This window comes from Microcoleus sp. PH2017_24_DOB_U_A (genome assembly GCF_020738205.1).
Classification (GTDB): Bacteria; Cyanobacteriota; Cyanobacteriia; order Cyanobacteriales; family Microcoleaceae; genus Microcoleus.
Genome location: NZ_JAEQCT010000060.1, coordinates 22,110 through 45,680, shown reverse-complemented (window position 1 = coordinate 45,680; position 23,571 = coordinate 22,110). Strand labels below are relative to the sequence as shown.

General features: G+C 44.7%; 17 protein-coding genes and 1 pseudogene. 17 read left to right on the top strand and 1 reads right to left on the bottom strand.

Going from position 1 to position 23,571, the window contains the following annotated elements; translation table 11 throughout:
• Window positions 1–4: 4 nt before the first annotated feature.
• Window positions 5–1,927 carry an ABC-F family ATP-binding cassette domain-containing protein gene (locus tag JGK07_RS17900; protein WP_293196660.1) on the bottom strand — a complete coding sequence of 641 codons (1,923 nt, stop codon included), beginning with the start codon at window positions 1,925–1,927 and terminating at the stop codon, window positions 5–7.
• A 193-nt stretch (window positions 1,928–2,120) separates the two neighbouring features.
• Here JGK07_RS17900 and JGK07_RS17895 point away from each other — a divergent pair, with 193 nt between their 5' ends.
• The 17 genes and pseudogenes from JGK07_RS17895 (at window position 2,121) to JGK07_RS17815 (ending at window position 23,314) form a co-directional block, all read left to right on the top strand.
• Window positions 2,121–2,363, top strand: a complete 243-nt coding sequence (locus JGK07_RS17895) for a DUF433 domain-containing protein (RefSeq protein ID WP_293183159.1) — start codon at window positions 2,121–2,123, stop codon at window positions 2,361–2,363.
• Complete coding sequence (locus JGK07_RS17890) at window positions 2,347–2,721, top strand: DUF5615 family PIN-like protein (protein WP_293183160.1); 375 nt, start codon at window positions 2,347–2,349, stop codon at window positions 2,719–2,721. Before JGK07_RS17895 ends, JGK07_RS17890 begins: the two co-directional genes overlap by 17 nt.
• 202 nt (window positions 2,722–2,923) lie before the next feature.
• Window positions 2,924–3,478 carry a hypothetical protein gene (locus tag JGK07_RS17885; protein WP_293183162.1) on the top strand — a complete coding sequence of 185 codons (555 nt, stop codon included), beginning with the start codon at window positions 2,924–2,926 and terminating at the stop codon, window positions 3,476–3,478.
• 146 nt (window positions 3,479–3,624) lie between these two features.
• Window positions 3,625–3,879: a hypothetical protein gene (locus JGK07_RS17880; RefSeq protein ID WP_293183164.1), complete on the top strand. Its 255-nt coding sequence runs from the start codon at window positions 3,625–3,627 to the stop codon at window positions 3,877–3,879.
• Window positions 3,872–4,135, top strand: a complete 264-nt coding sequence (locus JGK07_RS17875) for a type II toxin-antitoxin system RelE/ParE family toxin (RefSeq protein ID WP_293183166.1) — start codon at window positions 3,872–3,874, stop codon at window positions 4,133–4,135. Before JGK07_RS17880 ends, JGK07_RS17875 begins: the two co-directional genes overlap by 8 nt.
• A gap of 93 nt (window positions 4,136–4,228) precedes the next feature.
• On the top strand, window positions 4,229–4,612 hold the full coding sequence (locus tag JGK07_RS17870) for a hypothetical protein (protein WP_293183168.1): 384 nt from the start codon (window positions 4,229–4,231) through the stop codon (window positions 4,610–4,612).
• Entirely contained in the window at window positions 4,602–4,949 is a 348-nt protein-coding gene (locus JGK07_RS17865) for a DUF5615 family PIN-like protein (protein ID WP_293183170.1), read from the top strand. The genes JGK07_RS17870 and JGK07_RS17865 overlap by 11 nt, the downstream gene beginning before the upstream one ends.
• A 142-nt stretch (window positions 4,950–5,091) precedes the next feature.
• Window positions 5,092–5,601 (top strand): DUF262 domain-containing protein, encoded by a 510-nt coding sequence (locus JGK07_RS17860; RefSeq protein ID WP_293183172.1) that lies wholly within the window; start codon window positions 5,092–5,094, stop codon window positions 5,599–5,601.
• An 84-nt stretch (window positions 5,602–5,685) separates the two neighbouring features.
• A pseudogene (locus tag JGK07_RS17855) lies at window positions 5,686–6,390 on the top strand (MAE_28990/MAE_18760 family HEPN-like nuclease).
• Window positions 6,391–6,676: 286 nt separating this feature from the next.
• Window positions 6,677–9,940: an ATP-binding protein gene (locus JGK07_RS17850; RefSeq protein WP_293192237.1), complete on the top strand. Its 3,264-nt coding sequence runs from the start codon at window positions 6,677–6,679 to the stop codon at window positions 9,938–9,940.
• Between the two features lie 726 nt (window positions 9,941–10,666).
• Window positions 10,667–12,904, top strand: coding sequence for a PAS domain S-box protein (locus tag JGK07_RS17845; protein WP_293183176.1), 2,238 nt, complete (start codon window positions 10,667–10,669; stop codon window positions 12,902–12,904).
• Between the two features lie 149 nt (window positions 12,905–13,053).
• Complete coding sequence (locus JGK07_RS17840; RefSeq protein WP_293143313.1) at window positions 13,054–13,383, top strand: hypothetical protein; 330 nt, start codon at window positions 13,054–13,056, stop codon at window positions 13,381–13,383.
• A gap of 521 nt (window positions 13,384–13,904) precedes the next feature.
• Window positions 13,905–15,434 (top strand): photosystem II chlorophyll-binding protein CP47, encoded by a 1,530-nt coding sequence (psbB, locus tag JGK07_RS17835; protein WP_293183178.1) that lies wholly within the window; start codon window positions 13,905–13,907, stop codon window positions 15,432–15,434.
• 409 nt (window positions 15,435–15,843) lie between these two features.
• Entirely contained in the window at window positions 15,844–15,939 is a 96-nt protein-coding gene (locus JGK07_RS17830; protein WP_083622085.1) for a photosystem II reaction center protein T, read from the top strand.
• A 394-nt stretch (window positions 15,940–16,333) separates the two neighbouring features.
• Window positions 16,334–16,945 (top strand): transcriptional regulator NrdR, encoded by a 612-nt coding sequence (gene nrdR / locus JGK07_RS17825; protein ID WP_293183214.1) that lies wholly within the window; start codon window positions 16,334–16,336, stop codon window positions 16,943–16,945.
• Window positions 16,946–17,288: 343 nt separating this feature from the next.
• Entirely contained in the window at window positions 17,289–18,476 is a 1,188-nt protein-coding gene (locus JGK07_RS17820; protein WP_293183180.1) for a 30S ribosomal protein S1, read from the top strand.
• 635 nt (window positions 18,477–19,111) lie between these two features.
• The gene (locus tag JGK07_RS17815; protein WP_293205697.1) at window positions 19,112–23,314 is read left to right on the top strand and encodes a chemotaxis protein CheB; all 4,203 of its coding nucleotides are present in this window, start codon (window positions 19,112–19,114) and stop codon (window positions 23,312–23,314) included.
• Window positions 23,315–23,571 lie beyond the last annotated feature (257 nt).

The window sequence follows — 23,571 nt, the reverse complement described above, 5'->3', positions numbered from 1 at the left end:
AAAATTACCCCAGCCGTTCGGCTAAGTCCAACCACCGCTCAGTCGCAGTATCAATTTCGTGAGTCAATTTAGCCAAACGATCGGATAACTTCTTCACCTCCGCAAACCCGCTCGGAGCATTGTTGGACAAAATCTTCTCAATCTCTGCTTTCTCTGCTTCCAGCTTCGGAATTTTAGTCTCTAATTGCTCGTATTCCCGCTTATCATTGAAGGAAACTTTAGTTGATTTTTGAGGAGCAACTTTGGCTGATGAATTGTTGGATTCAGCGGTGCGTGTAAGTTTTTCTTTGTCTTTTTGTCCTTTGAGTTCCTTGGCTTCTTCGGCTTTCTTGTAATCTAAATACACTGAGTAATTGCCGGGATATAAACGCAAATTGCCGCCAGGTTCCAAGGCGAACACCATGTCGATCGTCCGATCGAGAAAATAGCGATCGTGCGATACTACAATTACGCAGCCGTTAAAGTCTTCGAGATAATCCTCTAAAACCGCCAGAGTCTGCACGTCTAGGTCGTTTGTGGGTTCGTCGAGAATCAGCACGTTGGGCGCACTCATCAGCACTTTCAGCAAAAATAACCTGCGCTTTTCGCCGCCCGAAAGCTTGTTAATGGGTGCATACTGTTGGTTGGGCGGAAACAGAAACTTTTCCAACATTTGAGAAGCAGTAATGATTTCCCCATCCGCCGTTTGCACCAATTCCGCCACACTTTTGAGATATTCAATCACCCGCTGGTCTTCATTCGGTGTCAAATCCTCTGAATGCTGGTCAAAATAACCGATATGAATGGTTGTGCCAATTTCCACAGTACCAGAATCCGGCTGAATGCGTCCGGTGATGATATCCATCAGCGTCGATTTTCCCGCACCGTTGCAGCCAATAATCCCAATCCGGTCTTCGGGAGTGAAATTGTAGGTAAAATCTCTGATTAAAGTGCGATCGCCATAGGCTTTACGGATATTCAACAACTCAATGACTTTCTTGCCAATTCGGCGGCCCGCTGTGGCAATCTCGACTTTACCATTGGCTGTTTTAAACTCCTCTGCGCGCATATCCTTAATGCGATCGATCCGAGCTTTTTGCTTCGTACTTCGCGCTTTCGGCCCTTTCTTGAGCCATTCCAACTCACGCCGCAATACTCCCGAAAATTTGCGCTGAGTGCTGGCGGCGGATTCTTCAGCTAAGGCTTTTTTCTCCAAATAATAAGCGTAATTGCCAGCATAATTGTATAGGTCGGCGCGATCGATCTCCAGAATGCGATTGGTAACGCGATCGAGAAAATAGCGATCGTGCGTAATCAGCAACAAAGCACCGCGATAGCCGTTCAAATAGTTCTGCAACCACTCCACAGACAGCGCATCCAAGTGGTTTGTCGGTTCATCCATCAACAACACATCAGGTTCAGACAACAGCGCCGTTGCTAAGGCAATTCGCTTGCGGTAGCCACCGGACAAGTCGCCAATTTTGGCATGAAAATCCTCAATCCCCAGCTTCGTCAAAATCAATTTAGCCTTAGTTTCCAAATCCCACGCGCCCACCTCATCAATGCGCGCCGAGACAGTAGACAGACGCGCCATCAACTTGTCGGTATCGCCTTTACCGTGGGACAATTCATCCGAAATTTCTTCATATTCCCGCACCAAAGCCATTTGTTCGCCGCTGTCGGCAAATACTTGCTCTAAAACCGTGTGACTTTCGTCTAAATCCGGCTGTTGCGGCAGATAGACAATTGTAGAGCCTGGATTGACCCAGCGATCGCCAGAGTCGATCGACTCCAAGCCCGCAATCATCTTCAGCAGCGTTGATTTCCCGGAACCGTTGGTACCGATGAGTCCGACTTTATCGCCTTCATCCAGGCTGAAGCTGGCATTTGTCAAGAGTTCCTTGATGCCGAAGTCTTTTTTGATCGATCGCAGAGTAAAAATAGTCATGAGTATATAAAATTATCTACTTAGCTTTTGACATTCACTAGCAATTTGCAGTATTTTAGATTATATCATGTCTTGTACCGCACTTGATTTTGATTTGCGATTTCACTCAAGGCAAGCGAGAATTTATCAGTCTAAGTTTCCGAACTGGCAAGATGAGATATAAAATAATAAGTAAGAGTTGAGATTAGGAGCAATGAAAATAGATCGTATTACAAGCAATCCCAAGCGAATGAATGGGCAACCATGTATTCGCGAGCTTCGGCTGACTGTTCGTCGGGTAATCGAGCTGCTAGCAACTTATCCCGATCGAGCAGAACTACATCAAGAGTTTCCAGAATTAGAGGATGAAGATATCCGACAAGCTCTAATTTTTGTATCCTCTTATCTTGACGATCGGATCATTGAACTACCTAATCGTTATGAAGCTGTTGCTTGACCAGGGATTACCACTTTCTGCGGCAGCATTATTACGTGATGCAAGTATCGACACCATCCATGTTGGTGAAATTGGTATGTCTCAAGCCGAAGATGCCGAAATCATCCAGAAAGCCAGAGAAGAGGAACGTGTAGTTGTTACCCTCGATGCAGATTTTCATACATTACTAGCACTTGATGAAGCAGTTTCTCCCTCAGTTATTCGCGTTCGGATTGAAAGGTTACGCGCCCAAGCATTAATGGATTTACTGCTGATGGTAATTGCTCAGTGCGAGGAGGATCTAGAACAAGGCTCTGCCATTTCGATCGAGCCAAGCCGTATTCGGATTCGCCGTCTGCCACTCATACCGGATGTCTAAAAAATAGTCATCAGTATCAACAGTCATTTACCTAGCTTTAGTGTAGCATGATATCGCGTGTATTAATTGCATTATTTCTGCTCATATTGCGTCTTGTACCGCATCTTCGATACAATTATAAGTTAGAGTTCTCATCTTGAGCGGTCTTTGTTTTAGGTGTTGTATTCCCATTCAATTTTAACATCGATAACAGTTTAATTATATGAAATTGCACAACACACCTGAAATTGCTAAGTTGAACGGCTACATGGAAGCTATGAGTTGTTGCTTAGATGGTTGCAACTATGTCGTCCGGTTTAGCGCTAAAGGAATACAGCTTGAGGATAATGAATTAGAATCGCAAACATTGGATGAATTAGCTATTCGAGAGAATCTTCAGGAAGTAATACCTGGTTCGGAATTGCAGAGTTTAATGCAACTAGCTTATCCAAGAACACACCCTCATCTTGCAACTATGTGCGAGTGCCATCACGGTCTCACATGGTTGACTACCAGAGTCAATACCTTTATTGCTCGCATAAATCCGTCAGACGGGTTCAAGAATGTGGACAAGCACAAAAAACAGAACCTGACCATAGGATTTTGGCGTAATGTCAATGCGTGTATTGATTATGAAAATTCTCGATTTTTTCAGTACAATCCAGCCTTCGGTGTAGACGATGAGTTATGGGACTTCATAATTTGGGGCTTCACATTTTTGATTGTGAATGAACAACAACGAAGATGTTTACTGATACATGGTGCTGCATCAGATTAAAAACGATGATAAAGCGTTAGCCAAAGTTTTTGGTTGCAGCTTTAGTTTGTGACTTCATTATGTTTCGTTAGTGCGATCGCAACTGGAGATTGACAAACAAAAAACCTATGCGGTAAAATGAGGAAAAAAGCACGGATAATTCCCAAATGAACGATCGCTCCTCAGCAGATTTGATATCTGTGACAGAGTTACACCGCCAGCTTAACGACTTACTCCAGCAACTATCACCAGAACGATTACAGGTGCTTGCTGATTTTGCAGCTTATTTAGCCAATGCTGAAAGCGAAGCTGCAACTCAAGAACTTTTGGCAATTTCTGGATTGCTAGAGCGAGTTAAGCAAAATGAAGCAACTCTTAAAACTGATTATACAAACTGGAGAAGTCTTCGATCTGATGTATGAAGTTCTTCTCCATCCTGATGCTCAAAAGGTTTATGTCAATGCTGACAAAGCCCTAGCGAATAAAATTGCCCGATGTTTGGAGCAGTTAGAACAAACTCCCCGATCGCACCCTAATATTAAAGCCCTCAAAGGAGATTATGCAGGGTACTATCGCTACCGAATCGGTGACTACAGAGTCATTTACTCGATCGAGGATGAAGTGGTACAGGTATTTGTTGTGGCGATAGCCCATCGCAGTCAAGTTTATGAACCGTGAGGGCGAGTTAGTCAGCCCAGCAGCAAGAGTGATTCCAATCCTTGTAAAAACCCACTATAATTCAGATACCAACCTTTGTTGGAGTATTTTTATATGTCCTTGCAACAGCTTAAAGAAAAAGCCTGTCAACTCTCAGTCAGCGATCGCCTGGCCCTGCTAAGTGCGATCGTTCAATCGCTCCAAACTACACCAGAAATCGAGAATTGGCAATATTTAGTTGCACGTCCTCATGCTTGGCGCAAACAACTGTACATTAAAGGACGTAAATTACTGGCATCGACTATTTGGCGAGACATGACTGCTAATGGGATGTCACCCGAACAAGCCGCCGAAAATTGGGATTTACCGCTGTCTGCTATCTATGAAGCGATTGATTACTGTGAGAATCATCAGGAACTTTTAAAATTAGAAGCAGACGAAGAACGCTATCGATTGGAAGCAAAAGGAGTTCGACTTGAGTCTACAAATGCTGCTTGACGAAGATTCTCAAGCAAAATATTTGGTTAATCTACTTCAAGCAGCCGGTCATGATGTAGCCACAGTCAATACACTGAATTTAATGAATCATCCCGATTCAGTCGTGCTAGACGCTGCTAGAAAAAATGAAAGAGTCCTGCTTACACGCAATTGTGATGACTTTCAGGAATTACATCAAGCCAACCCAGAACATTCAGGAATTTTGGCAGTTTACCAAGATTCTGAAGCTTCTAAGAATATGAGTTATCAGGCGATAGTAAAGGCAATTGATAATTTAGAGATAGCAGAATATGACCTCAATAATCAGTTTGTTGTTCTCAATCAATGGAGTTATTAATTTACAATAAATTTATTGTAAATTAAGAAAGCTTAATCAAAACCCCGATCGCCCGTGCCTGCCAATGTATTATAATACAGATACCAACCAAGGTTGAAGTATCTTTGTATGTCCTTGTTATTATAAACGCAGGTTCGTTCTTATGTCTCAAGCACTTAGGCAAGACATCATCAATATCGCCGAAGAGCAGATTGACGAAATAAAGCAAAAGATTGACTACTATACCACAGAATATGCCATCGAATTCATAGTCGATAAATACCTGGAACAAGATGATGCCGGGCTCGGTGAGATTTATCTCCCTGAATTTCACAGAAACTTGAGATGGGGTATTAATCATCAATCTCGATTCATTGAATCGATTATTCTTGGTGTGCCTATTGCTGCCATGATTGTCGCAGAAATCGAAGAAACTGGAAAAATAGCGATTGTTGATGGAGCTCAGAGGGTGATGACTCTGGCAGCTTTCCTGACAAATCAGTTCCAATTGAGCAACCTCCAAACACTAGATTCTCTAAATGGTTCCTATTTTAAGGATCTCGCACCTTCACGCCAAAGAAAGTTTAAAAACACTTCGATCAGAACGATCGTTCTCTCAGACAAGGCTGATGAGAAAGTAATAAATGAAGTGTTTTGTCGCATCAACTCTTGAGAAGATATTGAATTGCGTACCGACAGATTTTTCAATTAAACTGAAGACATATGATGTTAAAAAACCACTTTTAAGTCAAAGCCTATGAAAGAGTTCATCAGAGACTTTAACAGGCGAGTGGCAGAAATTCAGAAATATTTTGAATTAGTAGATAAGATTGAACAACTTGGTGCATTATCTTCTAAATCAATCATCTTCCCATCAGGTGAATATATTGTTGATAGCGAGATTCAAAAAATCTTGCAGTCTCATTGTTATCTGCTATTATACAATCTCGTCGAATCTTCTATTAGAAACGGCATAACAGCAATTCATGATATTATCTTAATCGAGCAATTAACTTATAAAGATTTAAGTCCGAAAATCAAGAGATTGTGGTTGCTGAATGATAAAAGTAAAAGTTTCAGAGACTCATATATCAAAAAAGATTCGATCGCTGACAATCTTCGGGAATTAATTAAATCGGTTTTGGATGATGAGATGGTTTCGTTAGATTCATCTAATATTCCCATATCGGGAAATTTGGATGCTAAAACTATCAAATAACTCATAGATATGTATGGCTTCTTTGGGAATTTAGGAGTTGCGAGTAGAGAAATAGATGACATTCTGAATTTTGTGGTTAAGATCCGATGCGATTTGGCACATGGAAATGTTTCGTTTTGTGATGCTTTGAGTCAAATACTTTGGAGCAAGTTAGTTGATGATAAAGATAAATTGGTGAAATATCTAACTCATATGCTGAATAATATTGATGATTATATTGATCGGAAGAAATACAGAATTTAGCCGTCGGTAGCGACTAGGGTAAAAATATTCCCACTACTCGATCGCACCTTAATTTCCTAGCTTATTTTTGTCCTCCTTTGCGGAAGTTGTCGCTGTCGGATTTCTCTTGATTCGATCGCCCACGCCTTCCAATGTACTATAATTCAAATACCAACCATTGTTGGAGTGCTTTTTTATATTTCTGCAAGAGCTTAAAGAAAAAGCCTGCCAACTCTCAGTCAGCGAGATCCTTGCGTTACTAAGTGCGATCGTTCAATTTCCCCACTTTGATAAGCACGGTTTTATCATGTCGATTAAAACAGTCTATCGCCTAACTGCCCATCTCAAAAAAATCCCGCTACGAACAGTGCTGATTGTACCGTTTGTGCTGCAAATTGTCGGGACTGCGGGGTTGGTGGGGTATCTTTCCTATACAAACGGGCAAAAGGCGGTTAACAACCTAGCAGATCGGCTAGCAGCACAAATTGGCGATCGCGTCGTACATTACCTCGATACATATCTGTCTGCGCCTCATTCGATCAACCGCATTAACGCCGATGCGGTGCGCCAAAAAACAATCAATTTACAAGATTTGCGGCAACTCGAACGCTACCTTTCGTTTCAACTCAAACAGTTCGATTCGCCGACAACCATTATTTTTGGTAGCAAACGGGGAGACTTCGTGGGAAGCGATCGCACTATCGGACAGAATCTGATTATGCGATCGGATGAGTTCGATCGGGGCATCATCAATATGTATGTTCCAGACTTGCTAGGTAATAGAACCAAACTATACAAAACTTTTCGACAACCTGATGCCACAAATAGGCCTTGGTACCAAGCTGCTAAAGCTGCCGGGAAATCCACCTGGAGTAATATTTTTCAAGTCGGTAACAATACAGATTTAGTAATTAACGGCAATCGACCGATTTATGATGAGGCGACAAAGGAACTGCTGGGAGTCTTTTCGGTAAACCTCAACATTAGAAAGATTGCCAATTTTCTCGATAGCATAAAAACTAGCAAGTCGGCAAAAATTTTTATTATCGAACGCAGCGGGTTGTTAGTAGCCAATTCCGGGCCCGACAATCCCTATATTTTGAGCAACCAGCAGTTTAATCGATTAAAATTAACGGCAAGCCCAAATGCTACAATCCGCGCCACGGGTCTATTTTTAACGAATCACTTTGGCGATTTTTCCCAAATTAATCATGTTCAACACCTTGAATTTGAAATTGACGGCCAATCCCAATTACTCAAAGTAGTACCTTACAAGGATAATTTTGGTTTAGATTGGTTGATTGCGATCGTCATCCCAGAATCTGATTTTATGGCAGAAATTGACGCCAACAATCTCACCACAATTATACTATGTGCGACTGCCTTAACGGGAGCAATTGTTGTCGGCATTTTCACAGCCAAATGGATAACAGAGCCACTTTTATGCTTAAATACTGCCGCCAAAGCTCTAGCTAACAATGAAGGGAATACAAATGTCGAGATCGATCGCGCTGATGAAGTCGGGCAATTGGCAAATTCGTTCAATTATATGGCAGACAAACTGCAATATGCTTTCAAATCGCTCCAATCTTTAAATGCTGCCTTAACCGACAGTGAAAGCCGCATGAAACAAATCCTCGAAGCTATGCCGGTGGGAGTATCAGTTCATGATATTACTGGACAACTGATTTACATAAATCAGATAGCGCGACAGTTAGTAAATATCCAAACTATACCGGAGTCTACAATTGAGCAAATAGCAAAAGTTTTTAGACTTTACGATGCAGGAACAGATGAATTATATTCAATTGAAAAAAATCCAGTCGCTCGATCGCTCAAAGGAGAAACCGTGAGAGTGGAAGACATAGAAATTCGTTTGCCCGATCGCACTATTCCTTTAGAAGTTTTTAGTACGCCGCTGTTTGATGAAGCTGGCAACATTATCGGCGCGATCGCAGCTTCTCAAGACATCACCGATCGCAAAAAAGCCGAAAAGTTGCAGGCAGACTACAATCGCACTTTAGAACAAAAGGTGAGCGATCGCATTGCCGAACTCCAAAGAGCAAAAGAAGCCGCCGAAGTCGCATCCCTTGCTAAAAGTGCCTTTCTTGCCAATATGAGCCACGAATTGCGTACTCCCCTCAATGCCATTCTCGGCTACACTCAAATACTTTCCCGACAGCCAGATTTTTCTCCCCGCGACAAAGAGCAAATTCGCACGATCCAGCAGTGCGGTTCTCAGTTGCTGACTTTAATTAATGATATTTTAGATTTGGCTAAAATTGAAGCTGAAAAGATGGAGTTAACTGTTAACGATGTTTGTTTGTCGGATTTTCTCAATGACATATTAGAAATTTTTCGGTTCAAAGCCGAAGAAAAGAACCTGGTCTTTGTCACCCAAATAGCAGGTAAAATTCCGGATTTTGTATCTGTCGATGAAAAGCGGTTGCGTCAAATTCTCCTGAATTTATTAAGTAACGCGATTAAATTTACTGATGAAGGTAGCATACTTTTTAAGGTAGAGGTAATTGAGAACAGTCAACCTGTTGCAGGAATATTGAGCGGGGGCCAGGAATCAGATTTTTTATTTAATGCAAGTCCCGCCTTCCCAATTACCAAAATCCACTTTCAAGTTAAAGATACAGGCATCGGAATTACTAGCGATGCAATAGAACGAATATTTCTACCTTTTGAACAAGTGAACGAAATCGGGCAGAAAACAGAAGGGACGGGTTTGGGATTAAACATTGCCCAAACCTTAGTTTCGCTGATGGGAGGGGAACTCAAAGTCGAAAGTTGTTGGGGTGTTGGGAGTACGTTTTGGTTTGAGATTGAATTGTCCCTCGCAGATGTGCTCCTACCAGTTTTGCCACCACCACAGCAACCCGTAATTACAGGTTATGAAGGTCAACGGCGTAGAATATTAGTTGTTGACGATAGCCCAGAAAATCGCTCTTTGATGGTGGATATTTTAGCACCGCTGGGTTTTGAGTTAATTGAGGCTGATTCTGGTGAAAGAGGTTTAGCAATAGCGATTTCCCAGGAACCGGATTTAATTATTGCTGACTTGTTGATGCCTGGAATCAGCGGTTTTGAACTCTGCGCTCAATTGCGTTGTTTGCCAATGTTTCGGGAGACGCCAATCTTGATTGCTACTAGCGGGCTGTTCGAGTTGGAGTTGGAAAAGCAAGAGGAAATAGGCTACACTGATTTTATCAGTAAATTTTTTATAATTGATGATTTTTTGGCAAAAATACAGAATTATCTGGGACTGATTTGGATTTTTGAGGCTTCGGGCGATTCCCTACGGGATAACTCCATCGCGCGTACTTTCTCTGAATTGGCGATCGGCTCAGAAGACGTAGAAATGCCTCCCCGCGAAGAGTTACTTTATTTGTACGAAGCCGCTCAAATCGGTAATTTCGAGCAGGTTAAGTACGAAGCACAGCGCCTGCAAGAGTTAAATCCGACCTATGCCCTATTTGCTCGGAAAATTTGGCAGTTAGTCGATCGCTATGACGATGACGCGATAATTAAACTAATTGGGCCTTACTTAAATCCGGGCGACTAAAATTGCTTCCTAGTACGGAGTTCAATCCTCATAATCTGATTTAACAAGCAGTTATAGCCTCAATCCTAAAAATCGTTCGGAGCCAGCAAACTTGCAGTATAAATAGTAAGGGTGTGAGAGCGACCTCTACCTAGAAGGAAGAGGATTGGAGTAATGAATAGTCTGATTTTAATTTCTCCCTCAAAGACTTGGGGCTTTCAACCAATTCTTTCTGGTAAGTAAGTCATGGCCAGTGAAACGTAAGCGTTGGGATGCGCGACGATCGCCATCGCTGGTATTGGGTACATCTTATTTTTGCATTTTTAGTAGTGCTGTCCCCGCTCGCGTGCTGTGTAAAGCACGCGAGCGGGGACAGCACTGTAAAAAACATCCTTTTTGCGAAAATGAGATGCTCCCGCTGGTATGTATGGCAGTTGTACGTCACGGCACCAGAAACCCAGTTTTTCACACTCTAAAGTTGATATAACCGAGCAAATTTGAAGAATAAATAGTAGAATAGATTTCTATAAGGGTTCCATCTCCTACATCCGATCTGTTGCACCAAATTCTACCAAACTCAAGCAGCCGAGTAACAGCGATGCAACATCTCGGCTTTCAGGTTGAGTTTGTGGCAAGCAACTCTGTTTCTCTATTCAATGCCTTCTCATATTCTTGTATGTTGGGTTAAGACACTCCCAATCAACCTACTTTATGTGAGCCATTTCGTTGATTTTCAAACATAAAAATATGCAGACTCAGCCAAAAAGCAAAGTATTAATCGTAGACGACCAACCCGCTAATATTAACATATTATCATATTTCCTAGTGGAATACGGATTTGAGATTTTTGTAGCTACAACGGGAGAAAAAGCGCTGGATAGAGTCACAAAAATCTTGCCAGATATCATTTTGCTAGATGTGATGATGCCGGGAATAGACGGATTTGAAACCTGCCGCCGCCTGAAATCAATAGATGAAGTTAAGGACATTCCCGTAATTTTTATGACAGCTCTTTCCGAGGCTGCGGATAAAGTGAAAGGGTTGACTTTGGGTGCAGTAGACTACATCACTAAACCGCTGGAGCACGAAGAGACGATCGCCCGCATCAACGTTCACCTACAACTGCGAAACCTCACCAAACAATTAGAACAACAAAATATGCTGTTGCGATCGGAAGTGCGATCGCGCCAATTAGCCGAGTTAGCCCTGCGCTTTTCCGAAGAAAAATTTGCCAAAGCTTTTCGCAGCAGCCCCGCCGCCATGACAATCGCCACACTGGAAAAGGGATACTTAACGGAAGTCAACCAGAGCTTTTGCAACCTCACCGGCTATTTTCCCGAGGAAATCTTGGGAAAAACCGATCGCCAAATCAATTTATGGGAGAATTTGGGCGATCGCGATCGTTTCTTAGAAATCTTGCACATATCCGGCAGTATTTACAAACAAGAATTCCAGTTTCGTACCAAGTTCGACAATATCAAGTGTGTCCTCATATCCGCAGAAATCATTAGCATTGGCGACACCAACTGCATTCTAATGATGACTTACGACATTACCGAGCAAAAGCTTGCACAAGAAACCTCATACCGCCGCGAACAAGAATTCAGGGCCTTAGCGGAAAATTCCCCGGATATGATTGCCCGATTTGACAAGCAACTGCGCCACCTTTACGTCAATCCAGCAGCCGAATTAGCGACAGGAATCCCCGCCGCAGCATTCACGGGTAAAACCCATCGAGAGTTAGGAATGTCTGAGGAAGTGGTGATGCTCTCGGAAGCAGCTTTGTGCGCCGTATTCGCTAACGGCACCGAACAGTGCTTTGAGTTTAATTTTCTCACAAAATCAGGCACTAAATTTTATCAAGTTTGCATGGTTCCTGAATTTAAGCGCGATCGGATAATTGCATCTGTCTTATCTGTCAGCCGCGACATCACCGCTGTCAAACAAGCCGAACTGGAACTGCGAAAAAGCGAACTGCGGGAACGAGAAAAAGCTACTCAATTAAAATTAACATTAGACAATCTCCGACGCACCCAATCCCAACTGATTCAAACGGAAAAAATGTTAAGTCTCGGGAGAATGGTAGCAGGAGTTGCCCACGAAATTAACAATCCCAATAGTTTTATTTTGGGCAATATCAATCCAGCCCGCCACTATTTCCAAGATTTAAACAACCTCCTGGAACTTTACAAAAACAAATATCCAGAACCCGGAGCCGAAATACAACAACTCGCTGAGAGTATAGATTTAGATTTTTTGCAAAAAGATTGGTCGCGGCTAATGCAGTCAATCGAGTCTGGAGCATCGCGCATCCAACAAATTGTTGAATCGTTAAAGTTTTTCACAAAGCTCGACGAATCCGGCATCAAAGAAGTAGATATCAATCAAAATCTCGATCACACTTTACTATTCGTCCAGCACCGAGCGGGAGGTAAAGGTGTTAGCAAAAAAAGCGGGAGCAGCATTATTTCTCAAGAGATTGAGGTAATAAAAAACTACGGCAACCTGCCGGAAGTTCCCTGTTACAGCAGTCAGTTGAATCAGGTGTTTGCCAGTTTGCTAAATAATGCCATTGATGCCCTAGAAACTCAACCTTACCCCAAAATAGAGATTCATACTGAGCTGGAAACAGCAGAATGTTCGGGAGTTGGCAAAGGCAAAGCAGCAAGAGCTTACAATCAGTTGTCAGCGACAATTACTCCCGAAAATTCTCCCAGTCAATTCGCAGTGATTCGGATTGCTGACAACGGTATTGGCATGAGTGAAGCAGTGGTAAAAAAGATGTTTGACCCGTTTTTTACCACAAAACCTGTAGGGAGTGGCACGGGATTGGGTTTATCTATCAGTCACCAAATTGTTGTCGAACAACACGGCGGTCAAATTAGTTGTATTTCTGCTCCCGGTAAAGGGACAGAATTCGTTGTGAAGATTCCTTTACAACAGGTAACTTGCGATCGGGAAACTCGACACCCGGTTTCTTTGTAAGTCAGTCAGTAGGATGCCGATCGCAGGGGAAAATTCTTAAGTAGGCGATCGCCACATTATTGTACCCGCACTCGGCACCCTAACATAACTTCCTTCTTGCTTCGGCCGAATGCTATAACAAAAAAATAATTAACAAGCGCACACAGCAAATGAAATATTTCTTCTTATCCGACGGCTGGAAAGTGGGGCGCGTCTGGGGAGTTGGCGGCGAGTGGACAGCAGCCGGCTGGAGGCGCCAGCCAGACATCCAACAGCTCAAGCTCTCCCTGTTGGATCGCAACGAAAAAATGTGGCTCTACCGCGTAGAAGACGCCGTGCTCATGGTAGAAGTCAAACCCTGTGCCCCTCCCGATCCCGCAGATCCGGCAAAAAATATCGGCAGCGTCACCCTCACCAGACTGATCGATGCCGAGCAAGTCCTCGAACGCCTCGGGACGATCGCCACCCGCTGCGAAATCGAGAACCCGCAATTAATGTAAGGCCGAACATATTGCAATCGGTTCTAACACTCGATACACTTCTTTAAATAACTTTCATTTTTATGCCTCCACCCCTGTGAGGGTTTAAAACAGTAGCCGAAAAATCTAGACTTGTCTAGATTTTTCAGACTTTGACGATCGCCGAGCAATAAATCGTTATAAACTGGAAAAACGCTTGATTGGTGCGGGTTGCTAAAGCTGACTGGGCATGAAAACCACAGAAACACACTTGGCACAAATTAATCATCAAAAAATCAAATATGGAAGTCCTCTGCTAATAAGGGCAGTCTCTAACTGGGAAGATTAGGCCAACCTGAGCAATCAGGAAGCTTATAGCACTTGATCTAGGCTAAACATAGACCGCTAAGTTTGATTTACAGATTTCTGTAGGTTTTTAGAAGCGGTAGAAAGGATTCGGCACTCGTCAGAATTTACAGCCCGCAGGTAACTGCACGGCATTGAGAATCTGATTTTTCCGTCAAAATAGACATCATCACTTACACCTTGGAGAACCGCAGTCAATGGGACTACCCTGGTATCGCGTACACACAGTCGTCTTAAATGACCCAGGTCGATTGATTTCTGTACACTTAATGCACACTGCCCTCGTGGCTGGTTGGGCCGGCTCAATGGCCCTTTACGAACTAGCAGTTTTTGACCCCACAGACCCAGTTCTTAACCCGATGTGGCGTCAAGGGATGTTCGTGCTACCCTTCATGGCTCGCTTAGGAGTCACCGGTTCTTGGGGCGGTTGGAGCCTCACCGGCGAAACTAACGTCGATCCGGGCTTCTGGTCTGTTGAAGGCGTTGCTGTTGCTCACATCATCCTCTCCGGTTTGCTGTTTTTAGCAGCAGTCTGGCACTGGGTATTCTGGGATTTGGAACTCTTCAGAGATCCTCGCACCGGCGAACCAGCCCTCGACTTGCCAAAAATGTTTGGCATTCACTTGTTCCTCTCCGGCTTGCTGTGCTTCGGCTTCGGGGCATTTCACCTTTCCGGACTTTTTGGCCCGGGAATGTGGGTTTCCGACCCCTACGGCTTGACCGGTCACGTCCAACCAGTGGCGCCTGCTTGGGGCCCTGAAGGCTTCGATCCGTTCAATCCCGGTGGCATCGTCGCTCACCACATTGCAGCGGGTGTAGTCGGCGTAATTGCCGGTTTGTTCCACTTGACTGTGCGGCCGCCGGAACGTCTTTACAAAGCCCTGCGGATGGGTAACATCGAAACTGTACTTTCTAGCAGTATTGCTGCTGTGTTCTTTGCAGCTTTCGTGGTTGCGGGTACGATGTGGTACGGTTCTGCTGCTACTCCGATCGAGCTTTTCGGCCCGACTCGCTATCAGTGGGACGGCAACTATTTCCAACAAGAGATCGATCGCAGAGCTCAAGCTAGCTTGGCCGCCGGTCAAAGCTTCCAACAAGCTTACGAGCAAATTCCCGAAAAATTGGCTTTCTACGACTACGTGGGCAACTCTCCTGCTAAAGGTGGTTTGTTCCGTGCTGGCGCGATGGTCAACGGCGACGGTATTGCTAAAACTTGGTTGGGCCATGCAGTATTTACTGACAACGAAGGTCGGGTATTGTCGGTACGACGCCTCCCGAACTTCTTTGAAACTTTCCCAGTAATTTTGACGGACAAAGATGGGGTCGTTCGCGCTGACATCCCCTTCCGCCGTGCTGAATCAAAATACAGCTTTGAACAAAGCGGAGTTACTGTCAGCTTCTACGGTGGCGAACTGAACGGTCAAACTTTTAAGAATCCTTTAGATGTTAAGAAGTTTGCTCGCGCCGCCCAACAGGGTGAAGTATTTGAATTCGATCGCGAAACCTTGAATTCTGACGGTGTTTTCCGTACTTCAACTCGCGGTTGGTTTACTTTCGGACACGTTTGCTTTGCTTTGCTGTTCTTCTTCGGCCATATCTGGCACGGTTCTCGGACTATTTTCCGCGACGTGTTTGCTGGAGTTGAGGCTGACCTGGAAGAACAAGTCGAGTGGGGCTTGTTCCAAAAACTGGGCGACAAGAGCACAAGAAGAGAAGAATCTATCTAGTTTTCTGCCGCCGAAGAGTACATCGGGAAACTTCCCCGGTGCACAAAAACCCGGTTTCTTCAAGAAACCGGGTTTTTTTAGTTATTGACACTCCCCGACCTTAAGGTACGGGGATTCTTAAGACATTTCTGTCAAAATATCCCGCGCAAGCGTGGGTTCCCAGGCTGACTACATTTGCAGCCTAGCTGCGTAGTCATATCTCCTCAAAAATGTTTTGGGCGTAGACTTTCCCCCAGTCCGGGGGTAGGTTTTTACATCTTGTCTGATCTAGTTATTCTACCATATTCATTTGTTAAGATGGATTTGTTATTTTACTTAACAATGTAAAAAAGTCGTCCGATCGGGACGGGGTTTTCAACCCAATTTTCTGATAAAATAATACGGCAAGGGAAGATAGGGAAAATTTAACATGGAAAGCGTTGCTTACATTTTGATTCTGGCTTTAGCCTTAGGTGTACTATTTTTTGCGATAGCCTTTCGGGAACCACCCCGGATTGGCAAATAATTAGCTATACGCTGGCAGCCAAGGGGTGTCAACAATGGCCTCAAAACCTTTGTATCTCTTGTTTATAGCAGAGTCTCGATCCCCTAAATCCCCCTTAAGAAGGGGGACTTTGAGAGAATTTCCGCCCCCTCGATAGTCAGGGGACGAAAGATAAAACTGCTGTCCTCCCGGATAGTGGGGGGACGCAAGACACTCTTGTCCCCCCGACCTAAGGGGGGCTAGGGGGGATCGGGCCTAGCCATCAAACAGCAGTCTAGAACTAGGTTTTAGCTCAAGTTGAGACACATCCTCAGCACTGTATCCTCAGTAATTTTTCTAGTCCAGCTATTCATCAGACCCCCGGGCGGTTAGATGAATGGCAATTTGCTGGCAACACCTGTTAAAATCAGCAATCATGCGCTGTTCCTCCTGTCAACACACAAATAGCCGCGTTCTCGAATCGCGTTCAGCCGAATCTGGTCAAAGCATCCGTCGGCGGCGCGAATGTTTGAGCTGTCAGCACCGCTTCACAACTTACGAACGCATAGAATTTGTGCCGATTACGGTGATTAAGCGGGACGGGAAGCGCGAATCTTTCGATCGGTCAAAATTAGTCAGAGGACTGGTTCGGGCCTGCGAAAAAACAGGTTTGTCTTCGGGACAGCTCGAAACCCTCGCAGAAGAAATCGAAGCCCAACTGCAAGGTCGATCGCTCCGGGAAGTCACGAGTTCTAACATTGGAGAATTAGTATTATTACATTTGCGGCCACTCAGCGAAGTCGCTTATGTCCGTTTCGCCTCTGTATATCGGCAATTTCGGGGCATTCGAGATTTTGTCGATACCCTGAATCACCTTCAGAGTCCCCTTGACGCAGCTTTGTGCCCAGAAACTGGGCCAGAAAATGAATCGGATTTGTCGGAACCGGATGAGTCGTGCGATCGAGCAAACCAGGAATCCTGCGTTATGTCAATTCCGGTTGCACCCTCAGTTGACTCAGGACACGGCAATGCCGTATCCCTACCCTAAAATAATCCATCGGGTAGGGACACGGCACTGCCGTGTCCGGATGCTTCTCAGGCAACTCAGGACACGGCAATGCCGTTTCCCTACCTAAATTAATTTAAAAGCAGTATGCCGATAAGGTATAATAATCCACTGGACTCTGAATGTTAAAAATCAAACGCTTTAACACAGAGTTGGAATTAAGAGCAATGGCAAGCGCCGGTGTACGGTTGCACCGGGCAAAAGTTGGCAAAAACTGACTTTCGTAAAAGATTTTGCAAGAAGTTAACCACTTTTTCAGCAAAATCTCTAGTATCTGCCTGCAAACGAAAAACATGAAGGAGAGAAATCCTAGGAAACTATTCGCATGGTCAATACCAAAACCACAGTCAAAGACATCGGCTTTACTCACGAAGATTTTGCGGCCTTACTTGATAAATATGACTATCACTTTAGCCCCGGCGATGTAGTAGCGGGTACAGTTTTTAGTATAGAACCGAGGGGCGCTCTGATTGATATCGGTGCTAAAACAGCAGCGTACATTCCCATTCAGGAAATGTCGATCAATCGAGTCGAAAGCCCTGAAGAGGTATTGCAATCAAACGAAACCAGAGAATTTTTCATCCTCACCGATGAAAATGAAGACGGACAATTAACCCTGTCCATTCGACGCATTGAGTATATGCGCGCCTGGGAAAGAGTGCGACAACTGCAAGCAGAAGACGCTACAGTTCGATCGCAAGTATTTGCCACTAACCGTGGCGGCGCACTGGTGAGAATAGAAGGGTTGCGAGGCTTCATTCCCGGTTCTCACATCAGCACCCGCAAACCGAAGGAAGAATTAGTCGCCGAAGAATTACCCTTGAAATTCTTAGAGGTAGACGAAGACCGCAACCGCCTAGTATTAAGTCATCGTCGCGCCTTAGTTGAGCGCAAGATGAACCGCCTCGAAGTCGGGGAAGTGGTCATCGGTACAGTACGCGGTATCAAGCCCTACGGTGCTTTTATCGACATCGGCGGCGTCAGCGGCTTGCTACACATCTCGGAAATTTCGCACGATCACATCGATACGCCTCATAGCGTGTTTAATGTCAACGACGAAGTGAAGGTGATGATCATTGACTTGGATGCCGAAAGAGGCCGGATTTCTCTCTCCACCAAACAGTTGGAACCGGAACCGGGCGCGATGGTCAAAAATCGTGAATTGGTATACGAGAAAGCTGAGGAAATGGCTGCTAAGTTCCGTGAAAAAATGCTGGCCCAAAAGCAAGCTAAAGCTGGGATAGAAGTTCCTGCTGATTCAACTGATGCCGATGAACTCTCCGATGAAATACTCGAAGATGTGCCCTCAGCAATGGAAGAAGATTTGCCGGAAGAAACAACCGCAGCAGTCACGGAAGCTACACCCGAAGTAGTCACGGAAGCTACACCCGAACCAGTCACGGAAGCTACATCCGAACCAGTTACGGAAGCTACATCCGAACCAGTTACGGAAGCTACACCCGAAGCAACATTAGAGGTATCCTCAGAAATACCTCCGGTGACAGTCGAATAATATCGGCATCACCAAGAAATTGGGTTTGAAGCCCCGTCCTTCCAGGACGGCTTTGTGCCAGAATGTAGGTGGTTGAAATCCCCGCCGTATAGTGCAGCGATATATACTCATCAGAGTTGAAACCGGGACTGCTCAAGAAATAGGGAAAGACTGAAGGGCAATGGTTATAATCCAACCTGGAAGCAAAACAAAAGTATTGTTAGTTAAAACAAAACGATACATATAGTCGGGATAGGGCATTGCCACGACTCTAAACGGACATGGAGGAAGAGTAAGACAACCGGGCGTTGCATCATCCGATGAAGTGTCAAGAATCCCCGCTCGTTTACGACGGGGAGTATGTCAATGTTATTAATTAAGGAGGGTATACCCTCTTTTTTTTTAAGTAAATTTTTACAAAGAAAGAATATGAGTCAATCGATCTTCTGTTAACAAAGAGATTGAGAAAATTTGTAGGGGTAGTGGACGGTGCGTGCCTACCCTCCTCTCCTCATCCACTATTTTGTAGGTGTTTCAGGGATGGGGCGGGCACGGGGGCACCGCCCCTACAGGAATAGGGCGGGCACGGGGGCACCGCCCCTACAGAAAATTAAACAGCCCTGATTGACAAATACGGGGTTTTTCAGGAGATTTCTATGAGCACCTCCGAGACAAATATACCCGAATCGATCGCACCATCGGCGATCGACGAGGCAGAGCAAAACACAGTAGAAGCCCCGTTTCCCATCGTTGGGATTGTCGCCTCAGCCGGAGGGCTAGAAGCATTCACAGAGTTTCTGGGCCACTTACCTGCCGATACGGGCATGGCATTTGTGCTAATTCAGCACCTCGATCCCAATTACAAAAGCCTGTTAAGCGAAATCCTCGCCACAAAGACAGAAATGCCTGTTAGTCAGGTGGAAGACGGCACGACTGTAGAGCCAAATCAAGTATATATAATTCCGCCTAACACTAAGATGACTCTCGTGGAAGGGGTGCTGAAACTTACACCCCGCGAGAAAGTTTATGGAAAATATATGCCGGGAGATGCGTTTCTGGTGTCCTTGGCTGTCGATCGCGGACACAAGGCGATCGCCATAATATTATCCGGGGGAGACGGAGACGGTTCGCTGGGAATCAAGGCAATCAAAGCAGCCGGTGGCTTGACATTTGCTCAATGCGAAGCCTCGGCAAAATTCGATAGTATGCCGAATACCGCAGTTGCCACAGGTGATGTAGACTTCGTTCTGCCCCCTCAACAAATTGCTCAGGAATTGGCAAATCTCAGTGGCAATCCCTGGATTTCTTGCCCGATATCGACGATCGCGGTTGCAGTATCACCCGAACAAAGTGATGTCCGGGCAACTATTTTGGGACTGTTGCGATCGACCACAGGCGTTGATTTTACCCACTATAAAGTCGCTACGGTCGATCGACGCATCCAGCGACGGATGCTGTTATACAAGCTGGAACGATTGGCAGATTACGCCCAATATCTGCGAGACTATCCGGCTGAAGTCCATGCTCTGTATCAAGAAATCCTGATCCACGTCACCAGTTTTTTTCGCGATCCAGAAGCCTTTGAACAGTTAAAAGAGCTGGTTTTTCCCACGATTACCCAAAATAAATCGGCAGAAATTCCCATCCGGATTTGGGTGGCGGGATGTTCCACGGGAGAAGAAGTTTACTCGATCGCGATTTGTTTGTTAGAGTTTTTGAGCGATCGAGCTCCCCTACCACAGATCCAGATTTTTGCCACAGATATTAGCGAAGCGGCGATTAGCAAAGCAAGGTCTGGCTTCTACTTAGAAAACCAAATGATCGACGTTTCAGCAGAGCGCCGGGCTCGCTTCTTTCTGGTGGAAGGAGGAGGCTATAAAATCAACAAAACAGTCCGCGAACTGTGTATATTTGCCAGACAAAACTTAGGCAGCGACCCGCCTTTTTCCAATCTCGATCTAATTAGCTGTCGCAATGTGCTGATTTACTTAGCAGAGCCGTTGCAAAAACGAGTGATTCCGATTTTTCATTACAGTCTTAACCCGACTGGCTTTCTCCTATTAGGCACTTCTGAGAGTATCGGAAAATTCTCATCATTATTTGATTCAGTACACACAAAGTGCAAAATTTATGCTAAAAAATTGACTGAAAATAGTCCGATATTTTCGTTTTCGACGAGTTCTTATCCCGTCGCTAAAGTAGATGAATCTGAGCAAATGAATGAAAACGATCCAGATTCATTTGACTTACAGCGATACACAGACCAACTGATTTTGAATCGCTATGCCCCAGCAGGTGTGGTTGTCAACGAACAGATGAACATTCTGCAAGTGCGGGGAGACACCAATGCTTACTTGAGACTGACACCAGGGATTCCCAGCTTAAACTTGCTGACAATGGCAAGGAAAGGCTTGCTGATCGAGCTTCGCACTGCAATTTATCAGGCACTGATGCAGAACGTAATTGTCAGAAAAGAAGGGATCGGGGTGGAAACGGGCGATCGATCGAGTCTCGTCAATCTTGAGGTGATTCCGTTCCAGCCTGCGACAGTCGAATCACGCTACTTGTTGATTCTATTTGAAGAAGCTTTACCCACTGCGATTAACCTCAATAACGTCAATTCTGAGAGTTTGGAGCCTGGTGATTTAGAGGCTGAGATTGTGCGGCTGAGGCAGACGCTTGTCACCGCTAACGAAGAAAAACTTGCGGCTCAAGCGCATCTGCAAGCGGTAATTCATGAGCAGGAAAATCTCAACCAAGATATCAAAGTTGCCAACGAAGAAATCCTATCGAGCAACGAGGAGTTGCAAAGCACCAACGAGGAACTAGAAACTGCCAAAGAAGAGATTCAAGCTACCAACGAGGAACTGATCACCACTAATGAGGAACTTCGCAGTCGAAATATTGAACAACACCAGGTCAATAATGACTTAATAAATTTGCTTGGTAGTATCAATATCCCGATTTTAATCCTGACAAATGATTTACAGATTCGACGCTTTACGCCAATGGCAAAGCAACTTTTTAATCTGATTACTACAGATATTGGACGACCTTTTAGCGATATTCGTTCCTCTCTTGATGTTCCTAATTTGGAAGCAATGATTTTGGAGGTGATTGATACTCTCCAGACGAAAGAACAAGAAGTCCAAACTCTAGCGGGATATTGGTACAACCTCCGCATTCGTCCTTATCGCACGACGGAAAACCTGATTGACGGTGTGGTAATGGTTTGGATCGATATTGATGCTCTGAAACGTAGTGCCAAAACCTTAGAGTTGGCCCGAAATTATGCTGAAACGATCGTCGAAACTGTTCAAATACCTTTAGTCGTGCTGGATGCTAATTTACAAGTGAACACTGCCAATCGATGTTTCTATGAAACATTTCAGGTTTCATCCCCAGAAACAGCGGAATTTTCGCTGTTTGAATTGGGAAATGGGCAATGGAATATCCCGAAACTGCGATCGATCTTGGAAGATATTCTGGTGAGTGATGTTCAGCTTCAAAACTTTGAGTTAGATCACGTATTTGAGCAGATTGGGCAGAAAACTATGCTGCTGAATGCTTGTAAACTGCAACGCGAAGACCAAGGTTTAATGATTTTGTTGTCGATCGAGGATATCACCGATCGCAGACAGTTTGAGATAGAGCGATCGCAGCTATTGATGCAGGAGAAGTCAGCCCGTCAACAAGCAGAAACCAGCAACCGTGCTAAAGATGAATTTCTGGCAAATCTCTCCCACGAACTCCGTAACCCCCTAACTCCGATCCTGGGATGGGCAAAATTGCTGCGCTCTGGCAAGCTGAATGAAGCAACGGCTAGTCGCGCCCTAGAGGTGATTGAGCGGAGTGCGATCGCCCAAAATCAGTTAATTGAAGATATTCTGGATATTTCCCGGATTACGAGCGGTAAGCTTCATCTCGATATTAGTCCGATCGATCTGGTGGTGGTGGCGCAAAATGCGATCGACGGGGTTCAATTATCAGCGGATGCCAAAAACATCCAAATGGTTGCTCAGTTGAGTTCTGCGACGGTTTTAGGCGATGCTGACAGGTTGCAACAAGTCCTATGGAATCTGCTATCTAACTCGATTAAGTTTACCCCATCGGGTGGACGAGTGGAAATTGTCTTAGAGGCGATCGACAGTCATGCTCAAATTCGAGTCAGCGACACCGGAAAAGGCATTCTGGCAGAATTTTTGCCGTATATATTCGATCGTTTCCATCAAGGAGATTCCAGCACTACCAAGGCTAATCAAGGGCTAGGATTAGGTTTGTCGATCGTGCGTCATCTAGTAGAGTTGCATGGGGGAACAGTGCGGGCGGATAGTCCGGGTGAAGGACAAGGAACTACGATAATTTTGAGGTTGCCGCTAGTTTTAATAGCCCAAGAATCAATACAACCTAGTAATTTGCAGCCAACTGTATTTACACTACCCCTAAACACATTGAAAGATAGTAACCGCTGCCTTGAAGGCTTGCAAATCTTAAGCGTAGATGATGATGCCGATACCCGTGAGTTATTGAAATTTGTGCTAGAAGACTACGGCGCCGAGGTGCTGACGGTGGGATCTGCAAAAGAGGCGATCGCGGCTTTGAAGGAAAACCTTGACAAATATGACGTGCTGATATCTGATATTGGAATGCCAGAAGAAGATGGATATTCTTTGATGGAACAAGTGCGATCTCTTGATGCCGAAGCTGGTGGAAATATTCCAGCCATTGCGCTTACTGCTTATGCTAGCGATGGAGAACGGCAAAAGGCGATCGATGCAGGTTTCAACAAGCATATTGCTAAGCCTGTGAAGCCTGTTCAACTCGCATTAATCATTGCGGAGCTAGCGGGAATATCTTAAATAATCTTGGACATAAGAGTCGGCGGTTGAAACCGCGTCTATACAAACAAAACCCTTCTAGTGCGGGTTGAAGAATGCCGGTTAAAATTACCTTGTTTTCTTCAGTCCGCGGAGGCGGACATCGTTTGTGTAGACGCGGTTTCAACCGCCGTCTAATCTCAGACATCGTTGATATAGACGCGGTTGCAACCGTACGTCCGATCTAAAAACAATTGCCAAAAATAGCACAATATGAGACAATACAATAAAATACAAAA

What these genes read in the sequence shown, in the direction of transcription:
- JGK07_RS17865 (WP_293183170.1), top strand. Translation starts at nt 4,602, where the DNA reads ATGCTGCTTGACGAAGATTCTCAAGCAAAATATTTGGTTAATCTACTT.
- JGK07_RS17815 (WP_293205697.1), top strand. Translation starts at nt 19,112, where the DNA reads ATGAGCACCTCCGAGACAAATATACCCGAATCGATCGCACCATCGGCG.
- JGK07_RS17880 (WP_293183164.1), top strand. Translation starts at nt 3,625, where the DNA reads ATGAACGATCGCTCCTCAGCAGATTTGATATCTGTGACAGAGTTACAC.
- JGK07_RS17890 (WP_293183160.1), top strand. Translation starts at nt 2,347, where the DNA reads ATGAAGCTGTTGCTTGACCAGGGATTACCACTTTCTGCGGCAGCATTA.
- JGK07_RS17830 (WP_083622085.1), top strand. Translation starts at nt 15,844, where the DNA reads ATGGAAAGCGTTGCTTACATTTTGATTCTGGCTTTAGCCTTAGGTGTA.
- JGK07_RS17885 (WP_293183162.1), top strand. Translation starts at nt 2,924, where the DNA reads ATGAAATTGCACAACACACCTGAAATTGCTAAGTTGAACGGCTACATG.
- psbB (WP_293183178.1), top strand. Translation starts at nt 13,905, where the DNA reads ATGGGACTACCCTGGTATCGCGTACACACAGTCGTCTTAAATGACCCA.
- nrdR (WP_293183214.1), top strand. Translation starts at nt 16,334, where the DNA reads ATGCGCTGTTCCTCCTGTCAACACACAAATAGCCGCGTTCTCGAATCG.
- JGK07_RS17820 (WP_293183180.1), top strand. Translation starts at nt 17,289, where the DNA reads ATGGTCAATACCAAAACCACAGTCAAAGACATCGGCTTTACTCACGAA.
- JGK07_RS17860 (WP_293183172.1), top strand. Translation starts at nt 5,092, where the DNA reads ATGTCTCAAGCACTTAGGCAAGACATCATCAATATCGCCGAAGAGCAG.
- JGK07_RS17840 (WP_293143313.1), top strand. Translation starts at nt 13,054, where the DNA reads ATGAAATATTTCTTCTTATCCGACGGCTGGAAAGTGGGGCGCGTCTGG.
- JGK07_RS17875 (WP_293183166.1), top strand. Translation starts at nt 3,872, where the DNA reads ATGTATGAAGTTCTTCTCCATCCTGATGCTCAAAAGGTTTATGTCAAT.
- JGK07_RS17900 (WP_293196660.1), bottom strand. Translation starts at nt 1,927, where the DNA reads ATGACTATTTTTACTCTGCGATCGATCAAAAAAGACTTCGGCATCAAG.
- JGK07_RS17845 (WP_293183176.1), top strand. Translation starts at nt 10,667, where the DNA reads ATGCAGACTCAGCCAAAAAGCAAAGTATTAATCGTAGACGACCAACCC.
- JGK07_RS17895 (WP_293183159.1), top strand. Translation starts at nt 2,121, where the DNA reads ATGAAAATAGATCGTATTACAAGCAATCCCAAGCGAATGAATGGGCAA.
- JGK07_RS17850 (WP_293192237.1), top strand. Translation starts at nt 6,677, where the DNA reads ATGTCGATTAAAACAGTCTATCGCCTAACTGCCCATCTCAAAAAAATC.
- JGK07_RS17870 (WP_293183168.1), top strand. Translation starts at nt 4,229, where the DNA reads ATGTCCTTGCAACAGCTTAAAGAAAAAGCCTGTCAACTCTCAGTCAGC.